Source organism: Streptomyces sp. NPDC053513, from assembly GCF_044544765.1.
GTDB classification, from domain to species: domain Bacteria; phylum Actinomycetota; class Actinomycetes; order Streptomycetales; family Streptomycetaceae; genus Streptomyces; species Streptomyces litmocidini.
Window position 1 is genome coordinate 69,620 of record NZ_JBITXP010000025.1, and the last position, 22,679, is coordinate 92,298.

The window sequence follows — 22,679 nt, forward strand, 5'->3', positions numbered from 1 at the left end:
GGCGCCTGTGGGAGGCCCACCCTCTGGTGGGCCCGCAGGCGCCGTGAGTCATGCGGTCCCGAACCCGGTTCCGGAGCGTCCCCCACGCACGCGCCAACCGGCCGGGGGACATCCGTCACACCCGGCAACCCCCAGGTCACCGCTATCGTGATCGTGCAGAGCCGCTCCACCGCAGCAGCGGCACCCTCGCCCGCACCGCACACCCTCCGAGGAGCCGCTCACCCATGGCAGAGAACGCCGAGCACCCCGCCTACCCCGTCGGCCTGCGCCTCGCCGGCCGCCGCGTCGTCGTCCTCGGCGGAGGCCAGGTCGCCCAGCGCCGCCTCCCGGCCCTGATCGCCGCGGGCGCGGAGATCACCCTGATCTCCCCCTCCGCGACCCCGTCCGTGGACGCGATGGCGGAGACGGGCGAGATCACCTGGATCAAGCGCCGGTACGAAGAAGGCGACCTCGCCGACGCCTGGTACGCCCTGGTGGCGACCACGGACGAGAAGGCGAACGCCGCTGCCTCCGCCGAGGCCGAGCGGACCAGGACCTGGTGCGTACGGGCGGACGACGCCGAGGCGGCCACCGCGTGGACCCCGGCGACCGGCCGTGACGCGGGCGTCACGGTGGCCGTGCTCACGGGCCACGACCCCCGCCGCTCCGCCGCCGTACGGGACGCGATCGTCGAGGGCCTCCGCGACGGGTCCCTCGCCGCACCCGCGCACCGCGACCGCACCCCCTTCGTCGCCCTGGTGGGCGGCGGTCCCGGCGACCCGGACCTCATCACCGTCCGGGGCCGCAGGCTCCTCGCGGAGGCGGACGTGGTGATCGCGGACCGCCTCGGCCCCCGCGACCTCCTGGACGAGCTGCCGCCGCACGTCGAGGTGATCGACGCGGCGAAGATCCCGTACGGCCGCTTCATGGCCCAGGAGGCCATCAACAACGCGCTCATCGAGCACGCCAAGCAGGGCAAGTCGGTGGTCCGCCTCAAGGGCGGGGACCCCTTCGTCTTCGGCCGGGGCATGGAGGAGGCGCAGGCCCTGGCGGCCGAGGGCATCGCCTGCACGGTGGTGCCGGGCATCTCCAGCTCGATCTCGGTCCCGGGAGCGGCCGGCATCCCGGTGACGCACCGCGGGGTGGCCCACGAGTTCACGGTGGTCAGCGGCCACGTGGCCCCCGACGACCCGCGTTCGCTGGTGGACTGGGCGTCCCTGGCGAAGCTGACGGGCACGCTGGTCGTCCTCATGGGCGTCGACAAGATCGGCAAGATCGCCGAGGCGCTGATCGCCCACGGCAAGTCCCCGGAGACCCCCCTGGCCCTGGTCCAGGAAGGCACCACCGCGACCCAGCGCCGCGTGGACGCCACCCTCGCCACCGTCGCCGACGTCGTCAAGGCGGAGGAGGTGCGTCCCCCGGCCGTCATCGTCATCGGTCCGGTGGTCGCCGAGGGGCCGGACAAGCTCACGAAGTAACCCGGGGTAACGGAACCCCGTCGCACACATTGGCACCACACCCCGGACAAGGCAGTATCACCTCGTGGCCGAACTCATCACGATCGACGACCCCGACGACCCGCGCCTGCGCGACTACACCGGTCTGACCGACGTCGAGCTGCGCCGCAGGCGCGAGCCGGCCGAGGGCCTGTTCATCGCGGAGGGCGAGAAGGTCATCCGTCGCGCGAAGCAGGCCGGCTACGAGATGCGGTCGATGCTGCTCTCGGCCAAGTGGGTCGACGTCATGCGCGACGTCATCGACGAGGTCCCCGCCCCGGTGTACGCGATCCAGCCGGACCTCGCGGAACGCGTCACCGGCTACCACGTGCACCGCGGCGCCCTCGCCTCCATGCAGCGCAAGCCGCTCCCGGAGGCCGCGGAGCTGCTCGCGGGCGCCCGCCGGGTGGTGGTCATGGAGTCGGTCAACGACCACACCAACATCGGCGCCATCTTCCGCAGCGCCGCCGCCCTGGGCATGGACGCGGTCCTGCTGTCCCCGGACTGCGCGGACCCGCTGTACCGACGCTCGGTGAAGGTCTCGATGGGCGCGGTCTTCTCGGTGCCGTACGCCCGCCTGGAGTCGTGGCCCCGAGGCCTGGAGACGGTACGGGAGGCGGGCTTCAAACTCCTCGCCCTGACCCCGGCGGAGAAGGCGACCTCGATCGACGAGGCCGCCCCGCACCGCCTGGACCGGGTGGCGCTGATGCTCGGGGCGGAGGGCGACGGCCTGTCCACGCAGGCCCTGCGCGCCGCCGACGAATGGGTCCGCATCCCGATGGCCCACGGCGTCGACTCGCTCAACGTGGGCGCGGCGGCGGCCGTCGCGTTCTACGCGGTGGCGACGGGCCGCCCGGAGGCCTGAGGCCTCAGCTCTGAAGGGCCTGCGCGGCGGCGATGCCGAGGGCCACGACGAGGGTTACGACCACGAAGACGAAGAGCCGCTGCCGCAGCAGCCGGGGGTTGGCGGGCCGGCGGCCGGTCGAGGTGGAGCGGGCGCCGGGCCGGGTCCCGGGGCGGGACTGAGGCCCCCGGGAGCCACCGGTCCGGGGCCCGGCCGAGGGCCGCGACGAGGCCCCGGTCGCACGCTGCCCCCGGTCGGCGCCCCGCTCCCGCTCGGGACCACGGCCGGGCACGTCCCGATCGGTGTACCGCTCGGTGGGCCGGACGGTGTTCCGCTCCTCGGCGCGCTCCCGCTGCACCGGCGGCCGGGAGACGGGCAGCCCCTGGGCCTCGCGGGCCGCGATCTCCTTGAGGCGCATCGACAGCTGGAGGGTGCTGGGACGGTCCTCGGGGTCCTTCGCGAGACAGGCCCTGATGAGCGGCGCCAGTGCGTCCGGCACCCCGTGCAGCTGGGGCTCCTCGTGCACGACGCGGTAGAGCATGACCTCGGAACTGCCGTGCCCGAAGGGGGAGTCGGCCATCGCCGCGTACGCCAGGGTGGCACCGAGCGAGAAGACGTCGGTGGCGGGGGTGACGGCCGCGCCGCGCACCTGCTCGGGCGCGAGGAATCCGGGGGATCCGACGGCCGTGCCCACATGGGTCAGGGTGCTGGCTCCGGTGGCCCAGGCGATCCCGAAGTCGATGATCCGGGGCCCCTTGGGCGACAGGAGGATGTTCGAGGGCTTGAGGTCGCGGTGGACGACCCCGGCCTCGTGGACGGCGACGAGGCCCTCCGAGAGCGCCGCCCCGATGGAGGCGACGTCGGCGGCCCGCAGCGGACCCTCCTCGGCGACCCGGTCGTGCAGGGAGGGGCCGGGCACGTACTGGGTGGCGAACCAGGGGCGGTCGGCCTCCAGGTCGGCGGCGACGAGCCGGGCGGTGCAGCCGCCGCGGATCCGCCGGGCCGCCGACACCTCACGGGCGAACCGCGAGCGGAACTCCTGGTCCTCGGCGAGGTCGGGCCGGATCACCTTCAGCGCCACCCGCTGGCCGCGCCGGTCGGACCCCAGGTACACGACGCCCATCCCGCCGGCCCCCAGCCTGCGGTGGAGCCGGAACGACCCGACGATCCGCGGGTCCTCGCGCCGGAGCCGCATCATCGCCATGTCCGTCCCCTCGTCCGTTCGACGTGGCACAGCTTACGTAGTGGCGCCCGTACGCGCTCATAGGCCGCGCCCTCGCACCGGGATCGATTGTCAGTGCTGAGGGGGAGACCGGGGGACCGGCGGTAACAGCGGCGGGCCCCAACCCCCCTGCCGGAAAACCCACTTGACGTGCGGACGCGAGTGCGGCCGGACATCCCGGCGGGCGCTTCCCGGGACCGCCGGACGGGGCCCGGGCACCGGGGGGCACCTCCGGCGTCCGGGAAGTGATCGAAGTCACTCGCACCCCGTCCCTTCCGGGAAGACCCCGGGTTCCGGGCCGCCGTCTCCACCCAGGGGAGTACGCCGCAGGGGCGGGCGTCATCCTTCGGGAGGCCCGGAAGTCGGTACGCGGGCATGACGTCCCGGCGCTTCCCGCTCCCTAGTGTTGAGGTCATGCGGCGGGTGCAGCACTCGTCCCCCGAGGTCACGCACCCGCCGCACCAGACACGACAGGAGAGGAACCATGGCGTACACGGCACCGCGGACCACCCGGCCCTCCGGCCGCCGTCACCCCCTGGTGGCCACGGCCATGGTCCTCCCTCTCGCGGCCCTGCTCGTGGTCGTCTTCGGCGGCTGGGAAGCGGTGGTCACACAGGCGTCGTCCGTGGGCGTGATGCTGGGGCGCTGAGCGGCGCCCCGGACCCGGGAGAGCGGCCCGGGTCGGGACATCCGGCCATCAGCCCCGTGGGGACGGGGGTGCGGCGGACGGCAGCGTGGGGCCGGTCAGCTGGGGAGCTGACCGGCCCTCGCGCGTTCCCGAGGACCGGCCGCCCACCGAGCGGCAGCCGGCACGGCGGGCCACCGGCACGGGCACCAGCCGACACGACCGCCCCGAACGCGAGCAGCAGCCGCAGGACCGGCCACCCGCACGAACAGCCACCCCGTACGCTCCGGGGGTGGCCCCAGCACCCCCGACACCCCCGACGTCGCCCCCGCCCCCGATACCCCCGCCCTCCGCGCCCGCCGACCGAGGCACGCTCCACGGCCTGGCCGCCCTCGCGCACACGGCCGCCCACCCCTCCGGCGAGCCCTGCCGTTGTGCGGGCGGCCTCGTCGGGGCGCTGGCGGACCGGGACGACGGGACCGTCGTACGGCACGGGGGGCTGGTCGCGAAGGCGCACGCGCCCGGCACCGACCCGGAGGCCCATCGCGTACGGCTCGCGCTGGCCGCGCACCAGGACGTCGGCGGCGTCTTCCTGCCACCCCTGCCGCCGCCGCGGACGGGCCCCGAGGAGCTGGACGGCCGCCCGGTCACGGTCTGGCCGTACGGTCCGCCCGTCGACCCGGGGGACCCCGACGCCGCGCCGTGGGAGGAGGCGGCGCGGCTCCTCGCCCTGCTGCACCGCACCCCGCCCCCGCCGGGCTGGGCCGTCCGGCTCCCGGACATGCGGGCCCCGGAGAAGGTGGCGCTCGCCGTGGAGCGGATGCGCCGCACGGCCCCGGACCATCCGGCGGCGGCCACGGTCCTGGGCGCCTGGCGGACGGTTCCCGACGGCGCCGGTACGCACCGGCTCCTGTGCCACGGCGACTTCCACCTCGGCCAGCTGGTCCGCGACACCCGCTCCGGGACCGAGGGGGGCACGGCCGGCGCCGCGCCCTGGCGGCTCATCGACATCGACGACCTCGGCCTGGGCGACCCGGCGTGGGATCTGGCCAGGCCCGCCGCCTGGTTCGCCGCCGGTCTCCTGCCGCCCGAGGTCTGGACGCGTTTCCTCGGCGCGTACCAGGAGGCGGGCGGTCCCGCAGTGGAGGCGGAGCCCTGGGGCCGACTCGACGTGCCCGCCCGGGCGCTGACGGTCCAGACCGCCGCGCTGGCCCTGGCCAAGTCCACGGCCGAGCGCCGGCCCCTCGACGAGGTCGAGGAAGTGATGATCGACACCTGTGCCCGCATCGCCGGACATCGAACCGGGTAGGCCCTTTCGGCGTCCACGTAAGGTGAAGCCACCATTCGAACGGCAATGTCAGGGAGTTGAGCCGAGCATGCAGTGTCCCAAGTGCCATGCGGCCATGCACACGTACAACCGCAACGGCGTCCAGATCGAGCAGTGCAGCGGTTGCCGGGGCATTTTCCTGGACTACGGCGAGCTGGAGGCCCTGACCCGCCTGGAGTCCCAGTGGGTCCAGCAGGCCCCGCCCGCCCCGCCGGCGTACCCGGCGCAGGGTGCGCCCGCCGCGCCCGCCTGGGGCGCCCCGCACCACGGCGGCCACCACGGTGGTCACCACGGCGGCCACTACCGCAAGGGCGGCTTCGGACGGATGCTCTTCTCCTCCTGACCGGACGCGAAGAAGCCCCCGGCCGCGAGCTGCGGCCGGGGGCTTCCTGCTGGTGCGCGATACTGGGATTGAACCAGTGACCTCTTCCGTGTCAGGGAAGCGCTCTCCCGCTGAGCTAATCGCGCGGGTACACCCGAGGGGTGCCGGTACTGCGTGCGCGATACTGGGATTGAACCAGTGACCTCTTCCGTGTCAGGGAAGCGCTCTCCCGCTGAGCTAATCGCGCGGGCGCACCCGAAGGGCGCGTGAACTGTGGTGCGCGATACTGGGATTGAACCAGTGACCTCTTCCGTGTCAGGGAAGCGCTCTCCCGCTGAGCTAATCGCGCGGGGGATCCGAAGACCCAGGACCCGAAGGTCCAGTGGACGATACTGGGATTGAACCAGTGACCTCTTCCGTGTCAGGGAAGCGCTCTCCCGCTGAGCTAATCGTCCTTGGAGGTGGAGACGGGATTTGAACCCGTGTAGACGGCTTTGCAGGCCGTTGCCTCGCCTCTCGGCCACTCCACCAGGAGTGAATACGGGGGTTCGGGAAGATCCCCCACATCGAGCGGACGACGAGATTCGAACTCGCGACCCTCACCTTGGCAAGGTGATGCTCTACCAACTGAGCCACGTCCGCTTGTCGTTTCCGTTCCGCTTGCGCGTCCCGGCGACGTGTTGAACTCTAGCGGATTCCTGGGCCAGTACAAAAACGCGTTTCCGCAGCGTGCTGACCTGCGGGCCCTTCCCCGTGCCCCGCGGGGCCTCACGGAGGGTTCGCACGCCGTTCACCCGCCGTGTCCCCGAGGTGGCGGGGAGCCTCCCCCGGTCACGTCTTCCGTCCCCCGCCCCGCGCGCCTCCGCACACGCCCCCGTGCCCCCGCCCCGCCGGACCTAGACTCGATGCGTGCACGACCTTGCTCCCCTGGCCCGCTTCGGCGGCCTCGTCGCGACCGACCTCCGGGACGTCACCCATGATCCCGAGGCACTGGACTCCGCGGGCTTCTGGGCCGTCTGCGCGGACTTCGAAGGGCGCCTCACCTGCGCGCGCTTCGGAGACGTCCGGCCCGACCCGGTTCCCCTGCCCGTCCCGGGCGCCTGGCGCGGACCCGCCGCCGGTGACTGGACGTCCTCGCTCGACCGCGCCGCGTACACCGCGGGCGTACGGCGCGTGCGCGAGCACATCGCGCGCGGCGAGGTCTACCAGGCGAACCTCTGCCGGGTGCTGACCGCGCCCCTGCCGGATCCGGCGGGGGCCGACGTCGACGCCCTCACCGCGCTCCTGGCCCGGGGCAACCCCGCCCCCTACGCCGGAACGATCCGGCTGCCCGCCCACGGCGTGGAGATCGCCACCGCCTCCCCCGAGCTGTACCTGCGCAGGGAAGGGGCCCTGATCTCCTCGGGGCCCATCAAGGGGACCGGCCGCACCGCCGACGACCTCCTGCCCAAGGACCACGCGGAGAACGTGATGATCGTCGACCTGGTCCGCAACGACCTGGGTCGCGTCAGCGAGACCGGCACCGTCGCGGTCCCCGAGCTCTGCGCCGTCGAGGAGCACCCCGGCCTCGTCCACCTCGTGTCCACGGTCACCGGACTGCTGCGCGAGGACGCCGGCTGGCCCGAGCTGCTCGCCGCCACCTTCCCGCCCGGCTCCGTCACCGGCGCGCCCAAGTCCAGCGCGCTGCGGATCATCGAGGCGCTGGAGACCGCGCCCCGGGGGCCGTACTGCGGGGGCATCGGCTGGGTCGACGCCGACGCGGACACCGCCCAGCTGGCCGTGGGCATACGCACCTTCTGGATCGACCGCCCCGAGGGCGTGCTCCGCTTCGGCACGGGCGCCGGGATCACCTGGGGTTCCGATCCGGAGCGCGAGTGGGAGGAGACCGAGCTGAAGGCGGCCCGGCTGGTCGCGATAGCGTCGGGCGCCTACGAGGCAGGCGCCTCTGAGGCGAGCGGAAAGGCCATCTCTCGATGAAACTCTGGGTCAACGGCGGGCTGCACGACGCGGAGACCGCCCGGGTCTCCGTACTGGACCACGGACTGACCGTCGGCGACGGCATCTTCGAGACGGTCAAGGCGGAGCGCGGCGAAACGTTTGCTCTCACGCTCCACCTGGAGCGGCTCACCCGCTCCGCCCGCGGCCTCGGCCTGCCCGACCCCGACCTCGACGAGGTCCGGCGCGCCTGCGCGGCCGTCCTGGAGGCCAACCCGATGGAGCTCGGCCGGCTCCGCATCACGTACACCGGCGGGCTCTCCCCGCTCGGCTCGGAGCGCGGCGACGCCGGGACGAGCCTGGTCGTCGCCCTCGGCGAGACCGGCCGCCGCCCCGACTCCACCGCCGTGATCACCGTCCCCTGGACGCGCAACGAGCGCGGGGCCCTCACCGGTCTCAAGACCACCTCGTACGCCGAGAACGTCGTCGCCCTCGCCAGGGCGCGCGAGCAGGGGGCCTCCGAGGCGCTCTTCGCCAACACGGCGGGGCGGCTCTGCGAGGGCACCGGCTCCAACGTCTTCGTCGTGGTCGACGGCCGGATCCTCACCCCGCCCGTCTCCTCCGGCTGCCTCGCGGGCATCACCCGCGCGCTCGCCGTGGAGTGGACCGGCGCCGAGGAGGCCGATCTGCCGCTGGAGGTGCTGGAGAGCGCCGACGAGATCTTCCTGACCTCGACCCTGCGCGACGTCCAGGCCGTGCACCGGGTCGACGGCCGCGAACTCGCGGCCGCGCCCGGCCCCGTCACGGCCAAGGCGATGCGGATCTTCGACGAGCGGGCGGCCGGGAACCGGGATCCGCGGCTCGGGTAAATCCGGATGACGGGTGCCGGGAGGATGGGTAGAACACCCGTGATGACCACCACCCTGCGGCCGACCGAGCCGCTTCAGCAGTCCGCCGACGGCGGCCGTTCCCGCAGCTACGACATCTGCGTGAACAGCCGCCGGGTCGGGTCCGTCCGCGTCGCCACCGACCGGGCCTTCGGCACCGCCTCGGGCCTGATCGACCGCCTCCGGGTCGACGAGCCCGACCGGGGCCGTGGCCGGGGCACGGTGGCGGCGCTCGCCGCGGAGGAGGTCCTGCGGAGCTGGGGCTGCGGCGAGGTGCAGATCTCCGTGCCCGCCGACGCCGAGGCGGCCCTGCGGATGGCCCGCTCCCTCGGGTACACCGAGCGCAGCCGGAACATGGTCAAGGAGCTGCCGGCCGAGCCGCCGCCGCTGCCGGAGGGCTTCGCGCACCGGCCGGTGACCGAGGCGGAGTTCGAGGAGTGGTCGAGGAAGTCCACGGCCGCCTTCGCGCAGAGCTGGATCGACCGGGGCGTCCCGGAGGAGCAGGCGCTCGCCAAGGCCGAGGACGGCCGCCGCCGCTTCCTCCCACAGGGCCTCGCGACCCCGGGCGTCACCGTGTCCGTCGCCGTGCGCGACGGGCAGGTCGTCGGCTACCTGTGGGTCGGCCGGCTGGAGCGCGAGCCCGGGAAGGGGACGGGCTTCGTCTTCGAGATCGAGGTCGTCGAGGGGCAGCGCGGAAAGGGGTACGGCCGGGCCCTCATGCTGCTCGCCGAGCACATCGCCCTGGAGGCCGGGGAGCGCCTGATCGAACTGCACGTGTTCGCGGGCAACACCCCGGCGATCCGGCTCTACGAGTCGCTCGGCTACCGCACGACCCTCCACAACAACGCGAAGCCGCTGGTCTGAGCCGCGCTACGCTCCCAGAAGCCGGTCGGCGATCGTCTCGATCCGCTCCCGCAGGCCCTCCTGGCTCTTGCCGCCGTCCAGGCGCTCGCCGCCGATGACGTAGGTGGGGGTGCCGGTGACCTTGATCGCCTTGCCCTCGGCCTCGTCGGCGTCCACGGTCAGCAGGTGCCGGCCGTCGATCAGCGCGGTGTCGAACTCCTCGGCGTCCAGGCCGAGCCCGGCCGCCACCTCCAGGAGGACCGGCTCGCCCCGCTCGCCGAGCTCGGCGGTCCTGGCGAGCAGCGCCTCCGCGTACGGCCAGCCCTTGCCCTGCTCCGCGGCCTCCTCGGCGGCCTGGGCGGCGGCGTACGCGTGCTTGTGCTTGGCCAGCGGGAAGTGGCGCAGCTGTACGTCGAGCCGGTCGCCGTACTTCTCGCGGAGCGCGCGGACGTCGTCGAGGGCCTGGAAGCAGTCGGGGCACTGGAGGTCGAACCACGCCTCCAGGACGACGGGGGAGGCGGGTGCGGTGGTGGAGTCGTTCATGGCAGCAGTCTCCCTCACCGGGACCCGGGGAGGAGATCCCGGCCGGGACGACCCGGAGATCTCCCTGAGACCGGGGCCGGGACATGGCCCCGGGCCGTCCCCGCGGTGCACGATGGAGGAGACGTATCGTCCGGCACCTGGAGGACCGCATGCTCGCCGAGACCATCTGTTCCGCGGTGTCCGCGGCGGGCCTGGGCATCGCCGCGATCTCGGCGTACCGGAAGCGATTCCTGTCCGCCGCACGGATCGCGGCCTACGCCCTGGTGCCGCTCGGTCTGGTGATGACGGGCGCGGTCGAGTGGATCGCCGACACGGCCTTCAGCCCGGTGGCCTGGGCCGGCTTCGGCGTGCTGGGCGTCGCCTGGCTGCTGTTCATGTCCACCCGGGCCGTGGAGCGCCGCCGGGCCGGCCGCGAGGTGCCCGCCGGGGGAGCCGAGCCGAGAGCCGTGGCCCCGGCCGCGTCGGCGCCCTCCCGCGGCGCGGCGGCGAAGCCGCGGGCCGGCCAGTCCGCCGGTGAGGACTTCAGCGACATCGAGGCGATTCTGAAGAAGCACGGAATCTGATCACTTCTGGCGGTTCCGCTGTCCGTCCCCTTTCCGTGAACCACGGGAAGGGGTGAACGGCCCCCGCGGTGGGGCGTGTTGCGGGATTCGCCGGGTGCGGGGTGCGTCATCATCCCCCCGAGATGCTGGATACCTCGCGGGAGCCCGTGCCCGCCGCCACCGACGCCCCTGCCGAAGAGCCGCGCGGCTGCCTGTTCGCGCTCTCCCAGCCCCCGCTGATGATCTTCCTCGGGGTGATCGGCTGTCTGCTGCTGATGGCCGCCGTGCACGACCTCTTCGTGCTCTGACCCTCCGGCCTTTCCGACCCTCCCGGGCGGAGCTCCCTCCCGGGCTGGGCTCCCTCCCGGGCTGGGCTCCCCCCGGCGGGGCTCAGCCCGCGGCCTCCTTGCGGCGCGCCCGGTACGCGGCCACGTGCAGACGGTTGCCGCAGGTGCGGCTGTCGCAGTACCGGCGCGAGCGGTTGCGCGAGAGGTCCACGAAGGCCCGGCCGCAGTCCGGCGCCTCGCAGCGCCGCAGCCGCTCCTGCTCGCCCGCCACGACGATGAACGCCAGGGCCATGCCGCAGTCGGCCGCCAGGTGGTCCGCCACCGAGGCGCCCGGCGCGAAGTAGTGCACGTGCCAGTCGTAGCCGTCGTGGTCGGTGAGCTGGGGAGTGGTGCCCGCGCCCGCCACCAGCTGGTTGATCAGGGGAGCCGCGATCCGGGCCTCGGGGGCGGAGAAGACCGCCGCGAACTTCTCGCGCACCTCGCGCACGGCGCGCAGGTCGTCGGGGCCGAGCTCGCCCACGCCGCTGACCTTGTGCGCGCGCAGGAAGTCGTGGAGCGCCGGGACGCCCGCGAGCTCGTCGGCGCGGTCGCCCTGGGGCGCGGTGTTCATCAGATCGACGACGGTGTCGAGGGCGATCCGGGTGTCGTGGGGGATCAGCACGATTCGCTCCCTGGCCGGCCGCGGGCGGGCGCCTGCGGAATGGCGCTGACTTTAGCGCGCCCCGGAAAACGACACCGGCGCCCACCACCGCGCCGGCTGCGCGGTGGGAGCGCCGGATCTCGTGCCTATGTGACTGTCCGCGCGGCGCCGTCTCCCCGAGTCGGACGGCGCCGTGCGGCTCTCGGCCTGGCTCAGCTGTCGGCCAGGATGTGGGAGAGCTCCGTATCCAGGTCGAAGTGCCGGTGCTCGGTGCCCGGTGGCACGGCGGCGTCGGTCCTCTTCAGGAACGACTCCAGGGCCCTCGCCGGGGCCTCGAGCAGGGCTTCTCCCTCGGGGGAGCTCAACGCGATGCAGACGACTCCCTGACCGTGGCTGCGGGACGGCCAGACGCGGACGTCGCCCGTGCCGGTGGGCCGGTGCAGCCCCTCGGCGAGAAGGTCGCGGGCGAAGACCCACTCGACCGTCTCCTCGGCTCCGGTGTGGAAGGTGGCGTGCACGGCATACGGATCGGCCGTGTCATACCGCAGGCCCGCGGGTACAGGCAGTGAGGACTCGCTCGACACAACGAGGCGCAGGTGCAGCTCGCAGCTGACCGTGGTGTTCATAAGCGCCAGGGCCTTTCGCTCAGTGTGCGCTCGGGGATTCGCACGTCGGCGAAATCGACATGCCACCTCCGGTGGCGTTGTAAACCCCTCTGTCGTTTTTGTGCGTGTTCAGGTAGCTCGTATGGGGGTGTGTGACCTGCGGTAATACCTCCATTCCGGTGCGGCCCCCCGGTCCGGTAGGTTGGGGGCATGAATGCGGAGAGTGACGAGCGCGCCGGGGAGTCCGCGGACGGCCAGGAAGCCGAACTGGGATCCCGCGCGCCGGAGTTCATCAAGTCCCGGCGAGGCCTGCACCTGAGCTGGCAGGTCGGCGTCTTCGTCGTGGGGCTCGCCGTGGTCGGCGCCGGAGTGGTGATGCTGCCGCTCCCGGGACCCGGCTGGCTGGTCATCTTCGGCGGCATGGCGATCTGGGCGACCGAGTTCGTCTGGGCCCAGCTCGTGCTCCGCTGGACCAAGCGCAAGGTCACGGAGGCCGCACAGCGCGCCCTCGACCCCAAGGTCCGCCGCCGGAACATCATCCTCACCACCATCGGTCTGGTGATCGTCGCCGCCCTGCTGGGCGTCTACCTCTGGAAGTTCGGCTTCGTCATGCCGTGGAAGATCGACGAGTGACCTTCCGATGGTTCGGAAACACCGCTGACATGCGGTAATGTTTGCGGTGCGCCGGGGCGATTAGCTCAGCGGGAGAGCACTTCGTTCACACCGAAGGGGTCACTGGTTCGATCCCAGTATCGCCCACCACCCGGCCCGAAGGCCCGGAGACGGACACACCGTCTCCGGGCCTTCGGCGTCTCACCGCATCCGTCCGAGCCGCTCCCGCAGTCTCCGGGCGTCCCGCAGCCGCTGCTCGTACGTGGCACCCACCGCGAGCAGCAGCAGCCCCGCCAGGGCCGGCGGCAGCCAGCGCGGCAGCGCGCCCACCACCTGCACCACGTACGGCGCCAGCTCGTGCAGTCCGTCCAGGGCGAGCACCGCGCCGCCCAGCACCAGGAGCGCCTGGAGCCGGAAACGGGCGCCGAGGAGCGTCACCCCGAGCGCCGCGACCCCCAGGGCCAGCGGGCGCGCCCACTCCGGGTCCACCCAGGCCGCCGGCAGGCTCGGCAGCAGCGTCACCGCCAGACCGGGGCCGTACGCCGTCCAGGACGAGGCCTCCGGGTCCCGGCGCCGCCGCAGGTACCCCACGACCAGCGCGGGAACCGACACCGGCAGCGTGTACGCCTCCGGGGCCGTCACGTCCCAGACCGCCAGCCGCACCCACGTGGCCAGCAGGAACAGCACCGCCGCCGTCCACGAGGCGAACCGCCGCCGCTCGGGCCGTACGGCCGTGGCCGCCGCGATCACCCCGCCGAGGGCCAGCGTGAGCGCGAGGAACGCGGGCCGGGACGCGGCGATCCCGAGGGCGAGCAGCCCCACGGACCCGCCCGCGACCTCGACCGCCAGGGCCACCGGGCGGGGCGCCCCGGAGCCGAGGGCGGCGGTCGCCGCCGGGACGAGCAGCAGCGCGAGAGCCGTCCACCGGTCCTCGAACCCGCCGGCGGCCGCCACCGCGAACACCAGCCCCGTCGCCGCGAGCACCGCGCCGACGGCGGAGACCACCCGGCGGGCGTCCGTGCCGAGCACCGCGACGCCCGTGAGGAGCGCGAGGACCACGCCGAGCGCGGCGAAGGTGGCGCCCCGCACGTCCAGGGCGAGCGCCACCGCGCTCCCGGCGGACGCGAGCCCGACGACGTACGCCGTCCACCCGAGCACGGCCGCCGGCTCCACGGCCGGAGCCTGCGCCCGGGGCCGGGAGGGCGCCCAGGCGGGCCAGGAGGTCCCGGCCCCGGGGACCGGCGGGCCGGCGGTCGTCGGCGCGGAGGCCCCGGACACGGCCGGGCCGGCGGCTTCCCGGGGAGCGGCGTGCGGGTCCCGCGCGTCCGTACCCGGCGCGTGGGCGCGTCCGGCCGGAGCAGTGGCCGGGCGCAGGCCGCGGCTCAGCGGGCCGGGACGGACCGCGAGCCACAGGGCCGCCGCCGAGGTCAGCAGCTGGAGGGCGAGCGTCGCCGCGTACGGCAGGCCGAGGGAGACCGGCAGGGCCGTGAGCAGCGCCCAGGCGAGGGCGAGGGCCCCGCACCGGGCCCAGAGGCGGGGGAGGGCCGCGAGGGCGGCCACGGCCGCCGCGAGGACGAGGAGGGCGGTCGCCGGAAAGGAGGCCAGGGGACGCGCGGCGTGCTCGCCCGACCAGACCCCGGTCGTCCGGGCCACCGGCCCGAGGAGCCCCGCCACCACCGGCGGCAGCGCCCACACGACCCCGAGCGCCACGACACCGGCACCCGCGCCGGCCAGGCCGGTCCGTATCCCACGCGGCACACGCGCTCCGAAGCCGCCCGCGCCGACGGGAGCCGCCGGGACGGACCGCGCGCCCGCCGATCCCGAGCCGGCACCGACCGCGCCGGGCCGCACGTCGGCCGGACCGGCCTCCCCGGCGGGGGCCACCGGACCGAGGGCCGTGCCCGCCGGGGCGGGCTCCGGCCGGACCGGCTGCGCACCGCCCAGGCGCCACGTCGAGGTCAGGGCCAGGGCGCAGAGGACGTAGCCCGGTACCGTCCAGTCCGGTGGGAGGGCCGCCCGCAGGAGGCCACCCGCGGCCGCCAGGACCGCCAGACCCGCGACCGCCGAGGCCGCCGCCGCGAAGGCGGGGACGCGCCAGGCCGCGTACAGGGTCACCGCCGCGCCCGCCAGGAGGAGCGGCGCGCCGCTCCACGGGGTGACGAGGGAGAGCCAGCCGCCCGTCAGCAGGGCCCAGCCGCCCAGCGCGGTCGCGGCCGCGCCCGCCGTGATCCGGACGGACACCGGCCGGGTCCACAGCACGACCGCCGCGTCCGCCGTCGCCGTCAGGAGCGCCGCCCACGCGAAGGCCGTCGCCCCGCCCCCGGCCGCGAGCACACCCAGCGGAAGCGGCAGCTGCGCCGCGACCACCGCGGCCGGCAGCGGGGTCCGCAGCCGGGACAGCGCCGAGCCGTACGCCGCCCACACGCCCGCGAGGACCGCCGACGCCACCGCCGCGTACCCCGGGCCGTCCGTCTCGGCCAGTGCCACCCGGTGCAGCGCGTACGCGTCGAGCACCGTCAGGACGAGCCCCAGCGCGGCCACCGACTCGGCCGTCGACGCCAGGCCCCTGCGCAGCAGCGCCACCGGCGCCGCGAGCGCCGCGCCCGTCACCACGGCCAGCACCGTCGCGCGGCCGCCGATCCCCATCGAGCCCCAGCTCACCAGGGTGAAGGCGACCGCGGCGATCGTCAGCAGCGTGCCGCCGAGCATCAGCAGCACGTTCTGCGCGCTCCGGGGCGTCGAGTCCGCGACCGGCGGTCGCGGGCGGAGCGGGGCCGCCGCCGCGACCGGCGGGTACAGCACCTGGATCAGCCAGGCGCGGCGGGCCAGCAACTGGGACCGGCGCGCGTCGAGTTGCGCCAGCTCGCGGTCGACGAGCACCAGCTCGTCCGCGGGCGGCAGGGAGTTGTCCATACCCGGAGTGTGGCTCCGGCCACAGCCGGCCGGAATGCGTCCCGGTACTCAGATTCCCGCCTGAGTACGCCCACACTGGGGGCATGGACTGGTGCCGGTACCGCTTCCGCTGCGTCTGGCGGCTCGCCGCCCCGCCCGACGCCGTCTACACGGTCCTCGAACGCGCCGAGGACTACCCCCGCTGGTGGCCCCAGGTCCGTGAGGTCGCCCCCCTCGACGACACCGCCGGCACCGCCCGCTTCCGCTCCCTCCTCCCGTACGACCTCGTCGTCACCGTCCGGGCCCTGCGCCGCGACCCGGACGCCGGCGTCCTGGAGATCGGCCTCGGCGGGGACCTGGAGGGATGGGCCCGCTGGACCCTCACGGCGGACGGGGCCGGCACCCGCGCCCTGTACGAGCAGGAGGTGGAGGTACGCACCCGTCTCCTGCGGGCCCTCGCCGTCCCGGGGCGGCCGGTCTTCCGCGCCAACCACGCCCTGATGATGCGCGGGGGACGGCGCGGACTCGCCGCCCTGCTCGGCGCGGTTTGAACGAAGGGCGCGCGGGCCTGTATGGTTCAACCCGTTCCCGGGCGATTAGCTCAGCGGGAGAGCACTTCGTTCACACCGAAGGGGTCACTGGTTCGATCCCAGTATCGCCCACCGGGAGAGGCCGGTCCGTCGAAAGGCGGACCGGCCTTCCGCATTTCCGGCCCCGTCACGCCGCCGTGCGCAGCTCCGGCCGCAGCGGCCACGCCGGGTCCACCGTCTCCGGCGTGCCCTGCCGGGTGAACCAGGCCTGGAGCCCCCGCGCCTGCGCCGCGTGCCACACCGCCTGGAGCGTGTGGAGCTCCGCCGGCGTCAGCCGTTCCAGACGGGACGAGAAGCGCCGCGCCACCGCCCGTACGACGTCCATCGCCGCCGTCGCGTCCGCCGCGGCGTCGTGCGCGCCCGACAGCTCGACCTCGTAGTGCGCGCACAGGTCCGTCAGCGTCCTGCGGCCCTTCCGGTAGCGGTCCAGGTGCTTGTCCAGGACCCGCGGATCGAGCACGCACAGGGGGTTGGCCGCCGTGTAGTCGCCCAGCGTCGACGCCCGGTGCCGGCGCAGTTCGCGGTCCAGGATCGTCAGATCGAACGGCGCGTTCATCACCACCAGCGGCCGCCCCGCCGCCGACTGCTCGGCCAGCGCGCGCGCCAGCTCCTCCATCACCGGGGCCGGCCACCGGCCGTTCCGCTGGAGGTGATCGTCCGTCAGGCCGTGGACGGCCGTCGCCCCTTCCGGCACCGGTATGCCCGGGTTCACCAGCCAGCGCGTCACCCGCGGACGCGCCCCCTCCGTGTCCTGGACGACGAGGGCGGCCGAGACGATCCGGTCCTCCTCGACGTCGATTCCCGTGGTCTCCGTGTCGAAAGCCGCCAGGGGCCCTTCGTACCAGTGCATCGACATCCCCGAACTCCCTGCACACGTGCGGCAGATGGCCAACCCCCTGCCCCGAAACGGTGATACCCGGACTGTTTGCGTCGTACGCGGACCGGTCACAACACAAGGGACGGGGAAGGAAGACGACATGGCGCTCGCCCAGCCCGAGTCGGGAGGGCTGCCGCCCCAGCGGGCGGTACCGACGCGCGGCTCACTCGCCACCACCGCCTGCATGGAGACCCTTCAGGTGGGATACCTGCACGCCGTCGCCGCCGCGGCCGGCTGCTCGCTGTCCCAGCCCTTTCCGGACAACGGCATCGACTGGCACGTGAGCCACAGCGCTCCCGGGCACACCGTCGACGACGAAGTGACCATCAAGGTGCAGCTCAAGTGCACCTACCAGATACCGCCGCGCCCGCCGGGCAGCACGTTCTCGTTCACCCTCGACAACGACCACCTGGTGAAACTCGCCCGGACACCGGTGTCCGTGCACAAGATCCTGGTCGTGATGCTCGTCCCGAGGTCGCAGGACGACTGGCTGAGGGCGAGCCACGACCGGCTCGACCTGCGGCACTGCTGCTACTGGATCAACCTGGCCGGGCACCCGGTCACGGGACGGCGCCGGACCACCGTGCGCATCCCGACGACGCGGATCTTCGACGACCGGGCGCTCTGCGAGATCATGACCCGGGTCGGCGTGGGAGGGAGACCTTGATGCACCGACCGATCGACGAACCCGGATTCGGGCACGAGGGGGACGGGGCCGGGCGCGGCCCCGTCCCCCCGCCCTACCGACCCCATCCGGCACCCGGCGAGACCCCCGGACCCTGGACCGGCGTCCCCGCCCCGCCCGTCGGCCCCTGGGCCGACACCCAGGGCGCGCCCGACCCCGGCAGGGTCGACCCGCGGGTGCTCGGCGCGCTGCTCGCCCGGCACGGCTGGCGGCGGCGCGGCGGTGCCGCGGGCCGCTACAGCCGCTGGACCCCGCCCGGCAGCGGCACCAGCACCAGCCTCCTCGTCCCGGAGAGCCGCGCCTTCCCGGACTGCGAGGACCTGCTCGGCGAGGCGCTCACCGCCCTCGCCCACAGCGCCACGCCCTCCGCCCGCGAGGTCCTCACCGGCCTCTCCGTGCCCAGCGACGAGATCCGCTGGTGGCGCGACGTCCCCCCGGGGCCGGCCGGCACCGTCCCCTGGACCGTGCAGGAGCAGCTCAGGTCCGCCGCCCGCCAGCTCCTCCTCGCCGGCGCCCTCGCCGTGCGCGGCCAGGCCGGCTACCACGGCGCCCGCCACCGCCGGGCCGCCCGGGCCTCCCTGGAGACCGTCGTCGTCGGCGCGGCGCCCGGCGGCCGCGGCCTCACCGCCTTCCTGCCGGTCGAACCGGGCCGCCCGATCGCCGTCCGGCTCTACCACGCGCTCCACGCGGCCCGTGAGGCCACCGACTACCAGCGGGCCACCGGCGGCATGGAGGCCTTCGACGCCGCCGTCGAGGCGGGCGTCAGCCGCGAGCTCACCGAGGCCCTCGTCGCGCTCGTCCGGGGCACCGAGGGCGCCCGCGTCGCCCTGGAGTGGGCGCCGGCCGCCGGCGCGCCCGAGGGGTGCGCGGCCCGGCCCGAACCGGTCGAGTTCTCGCCCGGCGACCTGCCCGCCCTGCGGGAGGCGAGCGCCCGCTATCTGACCGACGAGCCGTCCGTGCCGGTCCGGCTCACCGGCGTCGTCGTCCGCATGCGCCGCTCCGGGCCGCGCGGCGAGGGGATCGTGCGGCTGCGGGTGCTCGCCGGCGCGGAGGTGCCGCACGTCCGGGTCGCCCTCGACGAGGAGGCGTACCGGACGGCCGGGCAGGCCCACCTCGTCGGCCTCCCGATCCGGGTCGCGGGCCGGCTGGAGAGCCGTGGCGGCTTCCGCCGCCTCACCGACGCCACCGGGGTCGTCCCCGTCCAGGTCGACGAGACGGAACGGGACCGGCTCCTGAAGGGCCTGCACGAGCACCTCGACCTCTTCGAGGAGATGTGCGAGCCGGACGGGGAGTGAGGAGCCCGGCCGGACGGGGAGCGGTCGGCTCGCAGGGGTGCGGAGCCGGACGGGGAGCAGCGGCGGGAGCGGGCCGGGGGCGGACGGGGAGGAACGTCGGGAGCGGGTCGGGCACGGAGGCGGAGGAGCGGCGGGAGCGGGCCGGGGACGGAGGCGGAGGAGCGGCGGGAGCGGGTCGGGGACGGGAAACCGTTTCGCGGGCGGTGCGGGCCGCTCGGTAAGATCGGTGACGACGCGGCACCTCGTCTCTGCCGCGCGTCGCCGGCGCCGGCACCTCGTGTCTGCCTGCGCCCTTATGTATGGAGTACCCGTGTCTGATGTCCGTGTGACCGTCCAGTCCGCCTCGGAGGCAGAGGAGAGGGCGGTGAGCGCGGGCACCACCGCCGGCGCCCTGTTCGCCGACGACCGCACCGTCATCGCCGCCCGCGTGGGCGGCGAGCTGAAGGACCTGTCGTACGAGCTCCGCGACGGCGATGTCGTCGAGGGCGTCGAGATCTCCTCCCCGGACGGTCTCGACATCCTGCGCCACTCGACCGCGCACGTCATGGCCCAGGCCGTGCAGGAGCTCTTCCCCGAGGCCAAGCTGGGCATCGGCCCGCCGGTCCGGGACGGCTTCTACTACGACTTCGACGTCGAGAAGCCCTTCACCCCCGAGGACCTCAAGGTCATCGAGAAGAAGATGCAGGAGATCCAGAAGCGCGGCCAGCGCTTCGCCCGCCGCGTGGTGACCGACGAGGCCGCCCGCGAGGAGCTGGCGGACGAGCCGTACAAGCTGGAGCTCATCGGCATCAAGGGCTCCGCGTCGACCGACGACGGCGCGAACGTCGAGGTGGGCGGCGGCGAGCTGACCATCTACGACAACCTCGACGCCAAGACCGGCGAGCTGTGCTGGAAGGACCTCTGCCGCGGTCCGCACCTGCCGACCACCCGGAACATCCCGGCGTTCAAGCTGATGCGCAACGCGGCCGCCTACTGGCGCGGCAGCGAGAAGAACCCGATGCTCCAGCGCATCTACGGCACCGCCTGGCCGTCGAAGGACGAGCTGAAGGCGCACCTCGACTTCCTGGCCGAGGCCGAGAAGCGCGACCACCGCAAGCTGGGCAACGAGCTCGACCTCTTCTCCATCCCGGACGAGATCGGCTCCGGCCTCGCGGTCTTCCACCCCAAGGGCGGCATCATCCGCCGGGTCATGGAGGACTACTCGCGCAAGCGCCACGAGGAGGAGGGCTACGAGTTCGTCTACTCGCCGCACGCCACCAAGGGCAAGCTGTTCGAGAAGTCCGGCCACCTGGACTGGTACGCCGAGGGCATGTACCCCCCCATGCAGCTCGACGAGGGCGTGGACTACTACCTCAAGCCCATGAACTGCCCGATGCACAACCTGATCTTCGACGCGCGCGGGCGCTCCTACCGCGAGCTGCCGCTGCGCCTGTTCGAGTTCGGCACCGTGTACCGGTACGAGAAGTCCGGCGTCGTCCACGGCCTCACCCGGGCCCGTGGCTTCACCCAGGACGACGCGCACATCTACTGCACCCGCGAGCAGATGGCGGAGGAGCTCGACAAGACCCTCACCTTCGTCCTGAACCTGCTCCGCGACTACGGTCTGAACGACTTCTACCTGGAGCTGTCGACCAAGGACCCGGAGAAGTTCGTCGGCTCCGACGAGGTGTGGGAGGAGGCCACCGCGGTCCTCCAGCAGGTCGCCGAGAAGCAGGGCCTCCCGCTGACCCCCGACCCGGGCGGCGCCGCCTTCTACGGCCCGAAGATCTCGGTGCAGGCGCGGGACGCCATCGGCCGCACCTGGCAGATGTCGACCGTCCAGCTCGACTTCAACCTGCCGGAGCGCTTCGACCTGGAGTACACCGCGCCGGACGGCACCAAGCAGCGCCCGGTCATGATCCACCGCGCGCTGTTCGGTTCGATCGAGCGCTTCTTCGCCGTGCTCCTGGAGCACTACGCGGGCGCCATGCCGCCGTGGCTGGCCCCGGTGCAGGCGACCGGCATCCCGATCGGCGACGCCCACGTCGACTACCTGCACGAGTTCGCCGCCAAGGCGAAGAAGCAGGGCCTGCGGGTGGAGGTCGACTCCTCCTCGGACCGGATGCAGAAGAAGATCCGGAACGCCCAGAAGCAGAAGGTCCCGTTCATGATCATCGCGGGTGACGAGGACATGGCCGCCGGCGCCGTCTCCTTCCGCTACCGCGACGGCTCGCAGGAGAACGGCATCCCCGTCGACGAGGCGATCGCCAAGCTCGCCAAGATCGTCGAGGACCGCGTCCAGGTCTGACGACCCGATCCTTCAGGAGGCCCCCGGGGAATCCCCCGGGGGCCTCTTCCCGTCCTCCTTCTCGTCCTCCCGGGTGAACGCCTGGATCAGCCAGGACGAGAACGAACCCGTCACCGCGCCGAGCAGGGCGAGCCCCACCCCCATCATGCCCACCGCCGTCAGGCGGCCCATCGGCGTCACCGGGGTCACGTCTCCGTAGCCCACCGTCGCCAGGGTCGCGCACGCCCACCACACCGCGTCCCCGAACGTGCGGATCGTCGCGCCCGGGGCGGTGTACTCGTAGTGGTAGACGGTCAGCGCCCCCGCGAAGCCCAGCAGCCCCGCCGTCATTCCCGCGTACGCCATGACCCGGGCGTAGAGCGTGAGCCGGGGCTTGTCGCGGCGGCGCTGCACCCGGTCGTACACGCTCACCACCCGGAGCGGGCGCAGCAGCGGCAGCAGCACCACCACCGTGTCGAGGAAGTGGTGGCGCATGAAGCGGAACAGGCCGAGACCGCTCAGCCTGACCCGTACGACATAGTCGGCGATGAAGACCGCCCACGCCGCGTACGTCAGCACGAGGCACAGGTCGCGCAGGGGCCCCGCCAGGTCATGACCGAGGATCCGCAGCGCGTAGGCGGCGAGATAGACCAGGGCCATCACCGTCAGCGGGGTCTCCATCAGATCGTCCCAGCGTTCCTGCGCGGGCGGGATCAGCGGCCTTTCTCTCATCGGATCAGCATGGCCGCAGGATGGATCTTCCGCCCCGGCGACACGTTCCGAACGGACGACGCAATATGCTGCTCGGCATGACGACTGAGCCGGAACAGCAGATCGGAGTGGGGACGCAGGACGCGTTCCAGCGCCTGTGGACGCCTCACCGGATGGCGTACATCCAGGGCGAGAACAAGCCGACCGGGCCGGGGTCCGAGGACGGTTGCCCGTTCTGTGTGATTCCGTCGAAGTCGGACGAGGACGGTCTGGTGATCGCGCGCGGCCAGGGCGTGTACGCGGTGCTCAACCTCTACCCGTACAACGGCGGTCACCTGATGGTCGTCCCGTACCGCCACGTCGCCGACTACACCGACCTCGACGAGGCGGAGACGGCCGAGCTCGCCGCCTTCACCAAGCGGGCGATGGTCGCGCTGCGGGCGGCGTCCGGCGCGCACGGCTTCAACATCGGCATGAACCAGGGCGCCGTCGCCGGCGCGGGCATCGCCGCGCACCTGCACCAGCACGTGGTGCCCCGCTGGGGCGGGGACACCAACTTCATGCCGGTCGTCGGGCACACCAAGGTGCTGCCCCAGCTGCTCGCCGACACCCGGAAGATGCTGGCCGACGCCTGGCCGGCCACCCTGTGAGGCG

The 22,679-nt window shown here is 73.7% G+C and carries 23 protein-coding genes and 8 tRNA genes; 18 read left to right on the forward strand and 13 right to left on the reverse strand.

The window, feature by feature from the left end:
* Positions 1-224: 224 nt before the first annotated feature.
* Entirely contained in the window at positions 225-1,457 is a 1,233-nt protein-coding gene (cobA, locus tag ACIGW4_RS30945; protein ID WP_123450459.1) for a uroporphyrinogen-III C-methyltransferase, read from the forward strand.
* Positions 1,458-1,521: 64 nt separating this feature from the next.
* Positions 1,522-2,340, forward strand: coding sequence for an RNA methyltransferase (locus tag ACIGW4_RS30950; protein ID WP_359590813.1), 819 nt, complete (start codon positions 1,522-1,524; stop codon positions 2,338-2,340).
* A gap of 4 nt (positions 2,341-2,344) precedes the next feature.
* On the opposite strand, the gene ACIGW4_RS30955 is transcribed toward ACIGW4_RS30950, so the two are convergent.
* The gene (locus tag ACIGW4_RS30955; protein ID WP_399584291.1) at positions 2,345-3,523 is read right to left on the reverse strand and encodes a serine/threonine-protein kinase; all 1,179 of its coding nucleotides are present in this window, start codon (positions 3,521-3,523) and stop codon (positions 2,345-2,347) included.
* A gap of 502 nt (positions 3,524-4,025) precedes the next feature.
* Between ACIGW4_RS30955 and ACIGW4_RS30960 the strand changes: the two genes are divergently transcribed.
* The 3 genes from ACIGW4_RS30960 to ACIGW4_RS30970 all read left to right on the forward strand — a co-directional run bounded on the left by ACIGW4_RS30960 (position 4,026) and on the right by ACIGW4_RS30970 (position 5,836).
* On the forward strand, positions 4,026-4,190 hold the full coding sequence (locus tag ACIGW4_RS30960; protein ID WP_030691991.1) for a hypothetical protein: 165 nt from the start codon (positions 4,026-4,028) through the stop codon (positions 4,188-4,190).
* Between the two features lie 313 nt (positions 4,191-4,503).
* Positions 4,504-5,475 carry a phosphotransferase family protein gene (locus tag ACIGW4_RS30965; protein WP_399584322.1) on the forward strand — a complete coding sequence of 324 codons (972 nt, stop codon included), beginning with the start codon at positions 4,504-4,506 and terminating at the stop codon, positions 5,473-5,475.
* 67 nt (positions 5,476-5,542) lie between these two features.
* A complete protein-coding gene (locus tag ACIGW4_RS30970; protein ID WP_123450453.1) occupies positions 5,543-5,836 on the forward strand; it encodes a zf-TFIIB domain-containing protein in 294 nt (97 codons plus the stop codon).
* Positions 5,837-5,886: 50 nt separating this feature from the next.
* On the opposite strand, the gene ACIGW4_RS30975 is transcribed toward ACIGW4_RS30970, so the two are convergent.
* From ACIGW4_RS30975 to ACIGW4_RS31000, 6 genes are all read right to left on the reverse strand, one after another.
* A tRNA-Val gene (locus ACIGW4_RS30975) sits at positions 5,887-5,961 on the reverse strand.
* A gap of 29 nt (positions 5,962-5,990) precedes the next feature.
* A tRNA-Val gene (locus ACIGW4_RS30980) sits at positions 5,991-6,062 on the reverse strand.
* 27 nt (positions 6,063-6,089) lie between these two features.
* A tRNA-Val gene (locus ACIGW4_RS30985) sits at positions 6,090-6,164 on the reverse strand.
* Between the two features lie 34 nt (positions 6,165-6,198).
* Positions 6,199-6,270 (reverse strand) — tRNA-Val (locus ACIGW4_RS30990).
* A 1-nt stretch (position 6,271) separates the two neighbouring features.
* A tRNA-Cys gene (locus ACIGW4_RS30995) sits at positions 6,272-6,345 on the reverse strand.
* 39 nt (positions 6,346-6,384) lie between these two features.
* Positions 6,385-6,457 (reverse strand) — tRNA-Gly (locus ACIGW4_RS31000).
* A gap of 267 nt (positions 6,458-6,724) precedes the next feature.
* On the opposite strand from ACIGW4_RS31000, the gene ACIGW4_RS31005 reads away from it, so the two are divergent.
* From ACIGW4_RS31005 to ACIGW4_RS31015, 3 genes are read left to right on the forward strand one after another with little or no spacing between them, the layout of a single operon-like run.
* Positions 6,725-7,792 (forward strand): chorismate-binding protein, encoded by a 1,068-nt coding sequence (locus ACIGW4_RS31005; RefSeq protein ID WP_123450451.1) that lies wholly within the window; start codon positions 6,725-6,727, stop codon positions 7,790-7,792.
* On the forward strand, positions 7,789-8,619 hold the full coding sequence (locus ACIGW4_RS31010; protein ID WP_399584295.1) for an aminotransferase class IV: 831 nt from the start codon (positions 7,789-7,791) through the stop codon (positions 8,617-8,619). Before ACIGW4_RS31005 ends, ACIGW4_RS31010 begins: the two co-directional genes overlap by 4 nt.
* 42 nt (positions 8,620-8,661) lie before the next feature.
* Entirely contained in the window at positions 8,662-9,501 is an 840-nt protein-coding gene (locus tag ACIGW4_RS31015) for a GNAT family N-acetyltransferase (RefSeq protein WP_398710745.1), read from the forward strand.
* Positions 9,502-9,507: 6 nt separating this feature from the next.
* Here ACIGW4_RS31015 and ACIGW4_RS31020 read toward each other — a convergent pair whose 3' ends face one another.
* Positions 9,508-10,023 carry a DsbA family protein gene (locus ACIGW4_RS31020; protein ID WP_398710746.1) on the reverse strand — a complete coding sequence of 172 codons (516 nt, stop codon included), beginning with the start codon at positions 10,021-10,023 and terminating at the stop codon, positions 9,508-9,510.
* Between the two features lie 149 nt (positions 10,024-10,172).
* On the opposite strand from ACIGW4_RS31020, the gene ACIGW4_RS31025 reads away from it, so the two are divergent.
* Both ACIGW4_RS31025 and ACIGW4_RS31030 read left to right on the forward strand, forming a co-directional pair.
* Entirely contained in the window at positions 10,173-10,586 is a 414-nt protein-coding gene (locus ACIGW4_RS31025) for a hypothetical protein (protein ID WP_123450443.1), read from the forward strand.
* A gap of 122 nt (positions 10,587-10,708) precedes the next feature.
* Positions 10,709-10,873: a hypothetical protein gene (locus ACIGW4_RS31030; protein WP_177181792.1), complete on the forward strand. Its 165-nt coding sequence runs from the start codon at positions 10,709-10,711 to the stop codon at positions 10,871-10,873.
* An 82-nt stretch (positions 10,874-10,955) separates the two neighbouring features.
* Here ACIGW4_RS31030 and ACIGW4_RS31035 read toward each other — a convergent pair whose 3' ends face one another.
* Together ACIGW4_RS31035 and ACIGW4_RS31040 are read right to left on the reverse strand one after the other, a co-directional pair.
* On the reverse strand, positions 10,956-11,513 hold the full coding sequence (locus tag ACIGW4_RS31035) for a CGNR zinc finger domain-containing protein (RefSeq protein WP_123450441.1): 558 nt from the start codon (positions 11,511-11,513) through the stop codon (positions 10,956-10,958).
* A 191-nt stretch (positions 11,514-11,704) separates the two neighbouring features.
* Positions 11,705-12,118, reverse strand: a complete 414-nt coding sequence (locus tag ACIGW4_RS31040; RefSeq protein ID WP_015032345.1) for an SsgA family sporulation/cell division regulator — start codon at positions 12,116-12,118, stop codon at positions 11,705-11,707.
* Between the two features lie 189 nt (positions 12,119-12,307).
* On the opposite strand from ACIGW4_RS31040, the gene ACIGW4_RS31045 reads away from it, so the two are divergent.
* Entirely contained in the window at positions 12,308-12,730 is a 423-nt protein-coding gene (locus ACIGW4_RS31045; protein ID WP_093877043.1) for a TIGR02611 family protein, read from the forward strand.
* Between the two features lie 54 nt (positions 12,731-12,784).
* A tRNA-Val gene (locus ACIGW4_RS31050) sits at positions 12,785-12,859 on the forward strand.
* Positions 12,860-12,910: 51 nt separating this feature from the next.
* On the opposite strand, the gene ACIGW4_RS31055 is transcribed toward ACIGW4_RS31050, so the two are convergent.
* Entirely contained in the window at positions 12,911-15,622 is a 2,712-nt protein-coding gene (locus tag ACIGW4_RS31055; protein ID WP_399584302.1) for an SCO7613 C-terminal domain-containing membrane protein, read from the reverse strand.
* An 83-nt stretch (positions 15,623-15,705) separates the two neighbouring features.
* On the opposite strand from ACIGW4_RS31055, the gene ACIGW4_RS31060 reads away from it, so the two are divergent.
* Together ACIGW4_RS31060 and ACIGW4_RS31065 are read left to right on the forward strand one after the other, a co-directional pair.
* Positions 15,706-16,152, forward strand: coding sequence for an SRPBCC family protein (locus ACIGW4_RS31060; protein ID WP_123450437.1), 447 nt, complete (start codon positions 15,706-15,708; stop codon positions 16,150-16,152).
* 39 nt (positions 16,153-16,191) lie between these two features.
* A tRNA-Val gene (locus ACIGW4_RS31065) sits at positions 16,192-16,263 on the forward strand.
* 55 nt (positions 16,264-16,318) lie between these two features.
* Here ACIGW4_RS31065 and ACIGW4_RS31070 read toward each other — a convergent pair.
* Positions 16,319-17,047: a 3'-5' exonuclease gene (locus ACIGW4_RS31070; RefSeq protein ID WP_185094488.1), complete on the reverse strand. Its 729-nt coding sequence runs from the start codon at positions 17,045-17,047 to the stop codon at positions 16,319-16,321.
* A 121-nt stretch (positions 17,048-17,168) separates the two neighbouring features.
* On the opposite strand from ACIGW4_RS31070, the gene ACIGW4_RS31075 reads away from it, so the two are divergent.
* The 3 genes from ACIGW4_RS31075 (at position 17,169) to thrS (ending at position 21,335) form a co-directional block, all read left to right on the forward strand.
* Positions 17,169-17,735: a DUF4365 domain-containing protein gene (locus tag ACIGW4_RS31075; RefSeq protein WP_123450435.1), complete on the forward strand. Its 567-nt coding sequence runs from the start codon at positions 17,169-17,171 to the stop codon at positions 17,733-17,735.
* The gene (locus tag ACIGW4_RS31080; RefSeq protein WP_399584306.1) at positions 17,735-19,048 is read left to right on the forward strand and encodes a hypothetical protein; all 1,314 of its coding nucleotides are present in this window, start codon (positions 17,735-17,737) and stop codon (positions 19,046-19,048) included. Before ACIGW4_RS31075 ends, ACIGW4_RS31080 begins: the two co-directional genes overlap by 1 nt.
* 310 nt (positions 19,049-19,358) lie before the next feature.
* Positions 19,359-21,335, forward strand: a complete 1,977-nt coding sequence (gene thrS / locus ACIGW4_RS31085) for a threonine--tRNA ligase (RefSeq protein WP_041128280.1) — start codon at positions 19,359-19,361, stop codon at positions 21,333-21,335.
* A 12-nt stretch (positions 21,336-21,347) separates the two neighbouring features.
* Here thrS and ACIGW4_RS31090 read toward each other — a convergent pair whose 3' ends face one another.
* Entirely contained in the window at positions 21,348-22,046 is a 699-nt protein-coding gene (locus tag ACIGW4_RS31090) for a potassium channel family protein (protein ID WP_123450430.1), read from the reverse strand.
* Positions 22,047-22,111: 65 nt separating this feature from the next.
* Here ACIGW4_RS31090 and ACIGW4_RS31095 point away from each other — a divergent pair, with 65 nt between their 5' ends.
* Positions 22,112-22,675 carry an HIT domain-containing protein gene (locus tag ACIGW4_RS31095; protein ID WP_359590805.1) on the forward strand — a complete coding sequence of 188 codons (564 nt, stop codon included), beginning with the start codon at positions 22,112-22,114 and terminating at the stop codon, positions 22,673-22,675.
* The last annotated feature ends 4 nt before the right edge of the window (positions 22,676-22,679 follow it).

Bases quoted from the DNA above. Each gene is read 5' to 3' on its own strand.
- cobA (WP_123450459.1), top strand. From the start codon at position 225: ATGGCAGAGAACGCCGAGCACCCCGCCTACCCCGTCGGCCTGCGCCTC.
- ACIGW4_RS30955 (WP_399584291.1), bottom strand. From the start codon at position 3,523: ATGGCGATGATGCGGCTCCGGCGCGAGGACCCGCGGATCGTCGGGTCG.
- ACIGW4_RS30960 (WP_030691991.1), top strand. From the start codon at position 4,026: ATGGCGTACACGGCACCGCGGACCACCCGGCCCTCCGGCCGCCGTCAC.
- ACIGW4_RS30970 (WP_123450453.1), top strand. From the start codon at position 5,543: ATGCAGTGTCCCAAGTGCCATGCGGCCATGCACACGTACAACCGCAAC.
- ACIGW4_RS31010 (WP_399584295.1), top strand. From the start codon at position 7,789: ATGAAACTCTGGGTCAACGGCGGGCTGCACGACGCGGAGACCGCCCGG.
- ACIGW4_RS31015 (WP_398710745.1), top strand. From the start codon at position 8,662: ATGACCACCACCCTGCGGCCGACCGAGCCGCTTCAGCAGTCCGCCGAC.
- ACIGW4_RS31020 (WP_398710746.1), bottom strand. From the start codon at position 10,023: ATGAACGACTCCACCACCGCACCCGCCTCCCCCGTCGTCCTGGAGGCG.
- ACIGW4_RS31025 (WP_123450443.1), top strand. From the start codon at position 10,173: ATGCTCGCCGAGACCATCTGTTCCGCGGTGTCCGCGGCGGGCCTGGGC.
- ACIGW4_RS31030 (WP_177181792.1), top strand. From the start codon at position 10,709: ATGCTGGATACCTCGCGGGAGCCCGTGCCCGCCGCCACCGACGCCCCT.
- ACIGW4_RS31040 (WP_015032345.1), bottom strand. From the start codon at position 12,118: ATGAACACCACGGTCAGCTGCGAGCTGCACCTGCGCCTCGTTGTGTCG.
- ACIGW4_RS31045 (WP_093877043.1), top strand. From the start codon at position 12,308: ATGAATGCGGAGAGTGACGAGCGCGCCGGGGAGTCCGCGGACGGCCAG.
- ACIGW4_RS31055 (WP_399584302.1), bottom strand. From the start codon at position 15,622: ATGGACAACTCCCTGCCGCCCGCGGACGAGCTGGTGCTCGTCGACCGC.
- ACIGW4_RS31060 (WP_123450437.1), top strand. From the start codon at position 15,706: ATGGACTGGTGCCGGTACCGCTTCCGCTGCGTCTGGCGGCTCGCCGCC.
- ACIGW4_RS31070 (WP_185094488.1), bottom strand. From the start codon at position 17,047: ATGTCGATGCACTGGTACGAAGGGCCCCTGGCGGCTTTCGACACGGAG.
- ACIGW4_RS31075 (WP_123450435.1), top strand. From the start codon at position 17,169: ATGGCGCTCGCCCAGCCCGAGTCGGGAGGGCTGCCGCCCCAGCGGGCG.
- ACIGW4_RS31080 (WP_399584306.1), top strand. From the start codon at position 17,735: ATGCACCGACCGATCGACGAACCCGGATTCGGGCACGAGGGGGACGGG.
- ACIGW4_RS31090 (WP_123450430.1), bottom strand. From the start codon at position 22,046: ATGAGAGAAAGGCCGCTGATCCCGCCCGCGCAGGAACGCTGGGACGAT.
- ACIGW4_RS31095 (WP_359590805.1), top strand. From the start codon at position 22,112: ATGCTGCTCGGCATGACGACTGAGCCGGAACAGCAGATCGGAGTGGGG.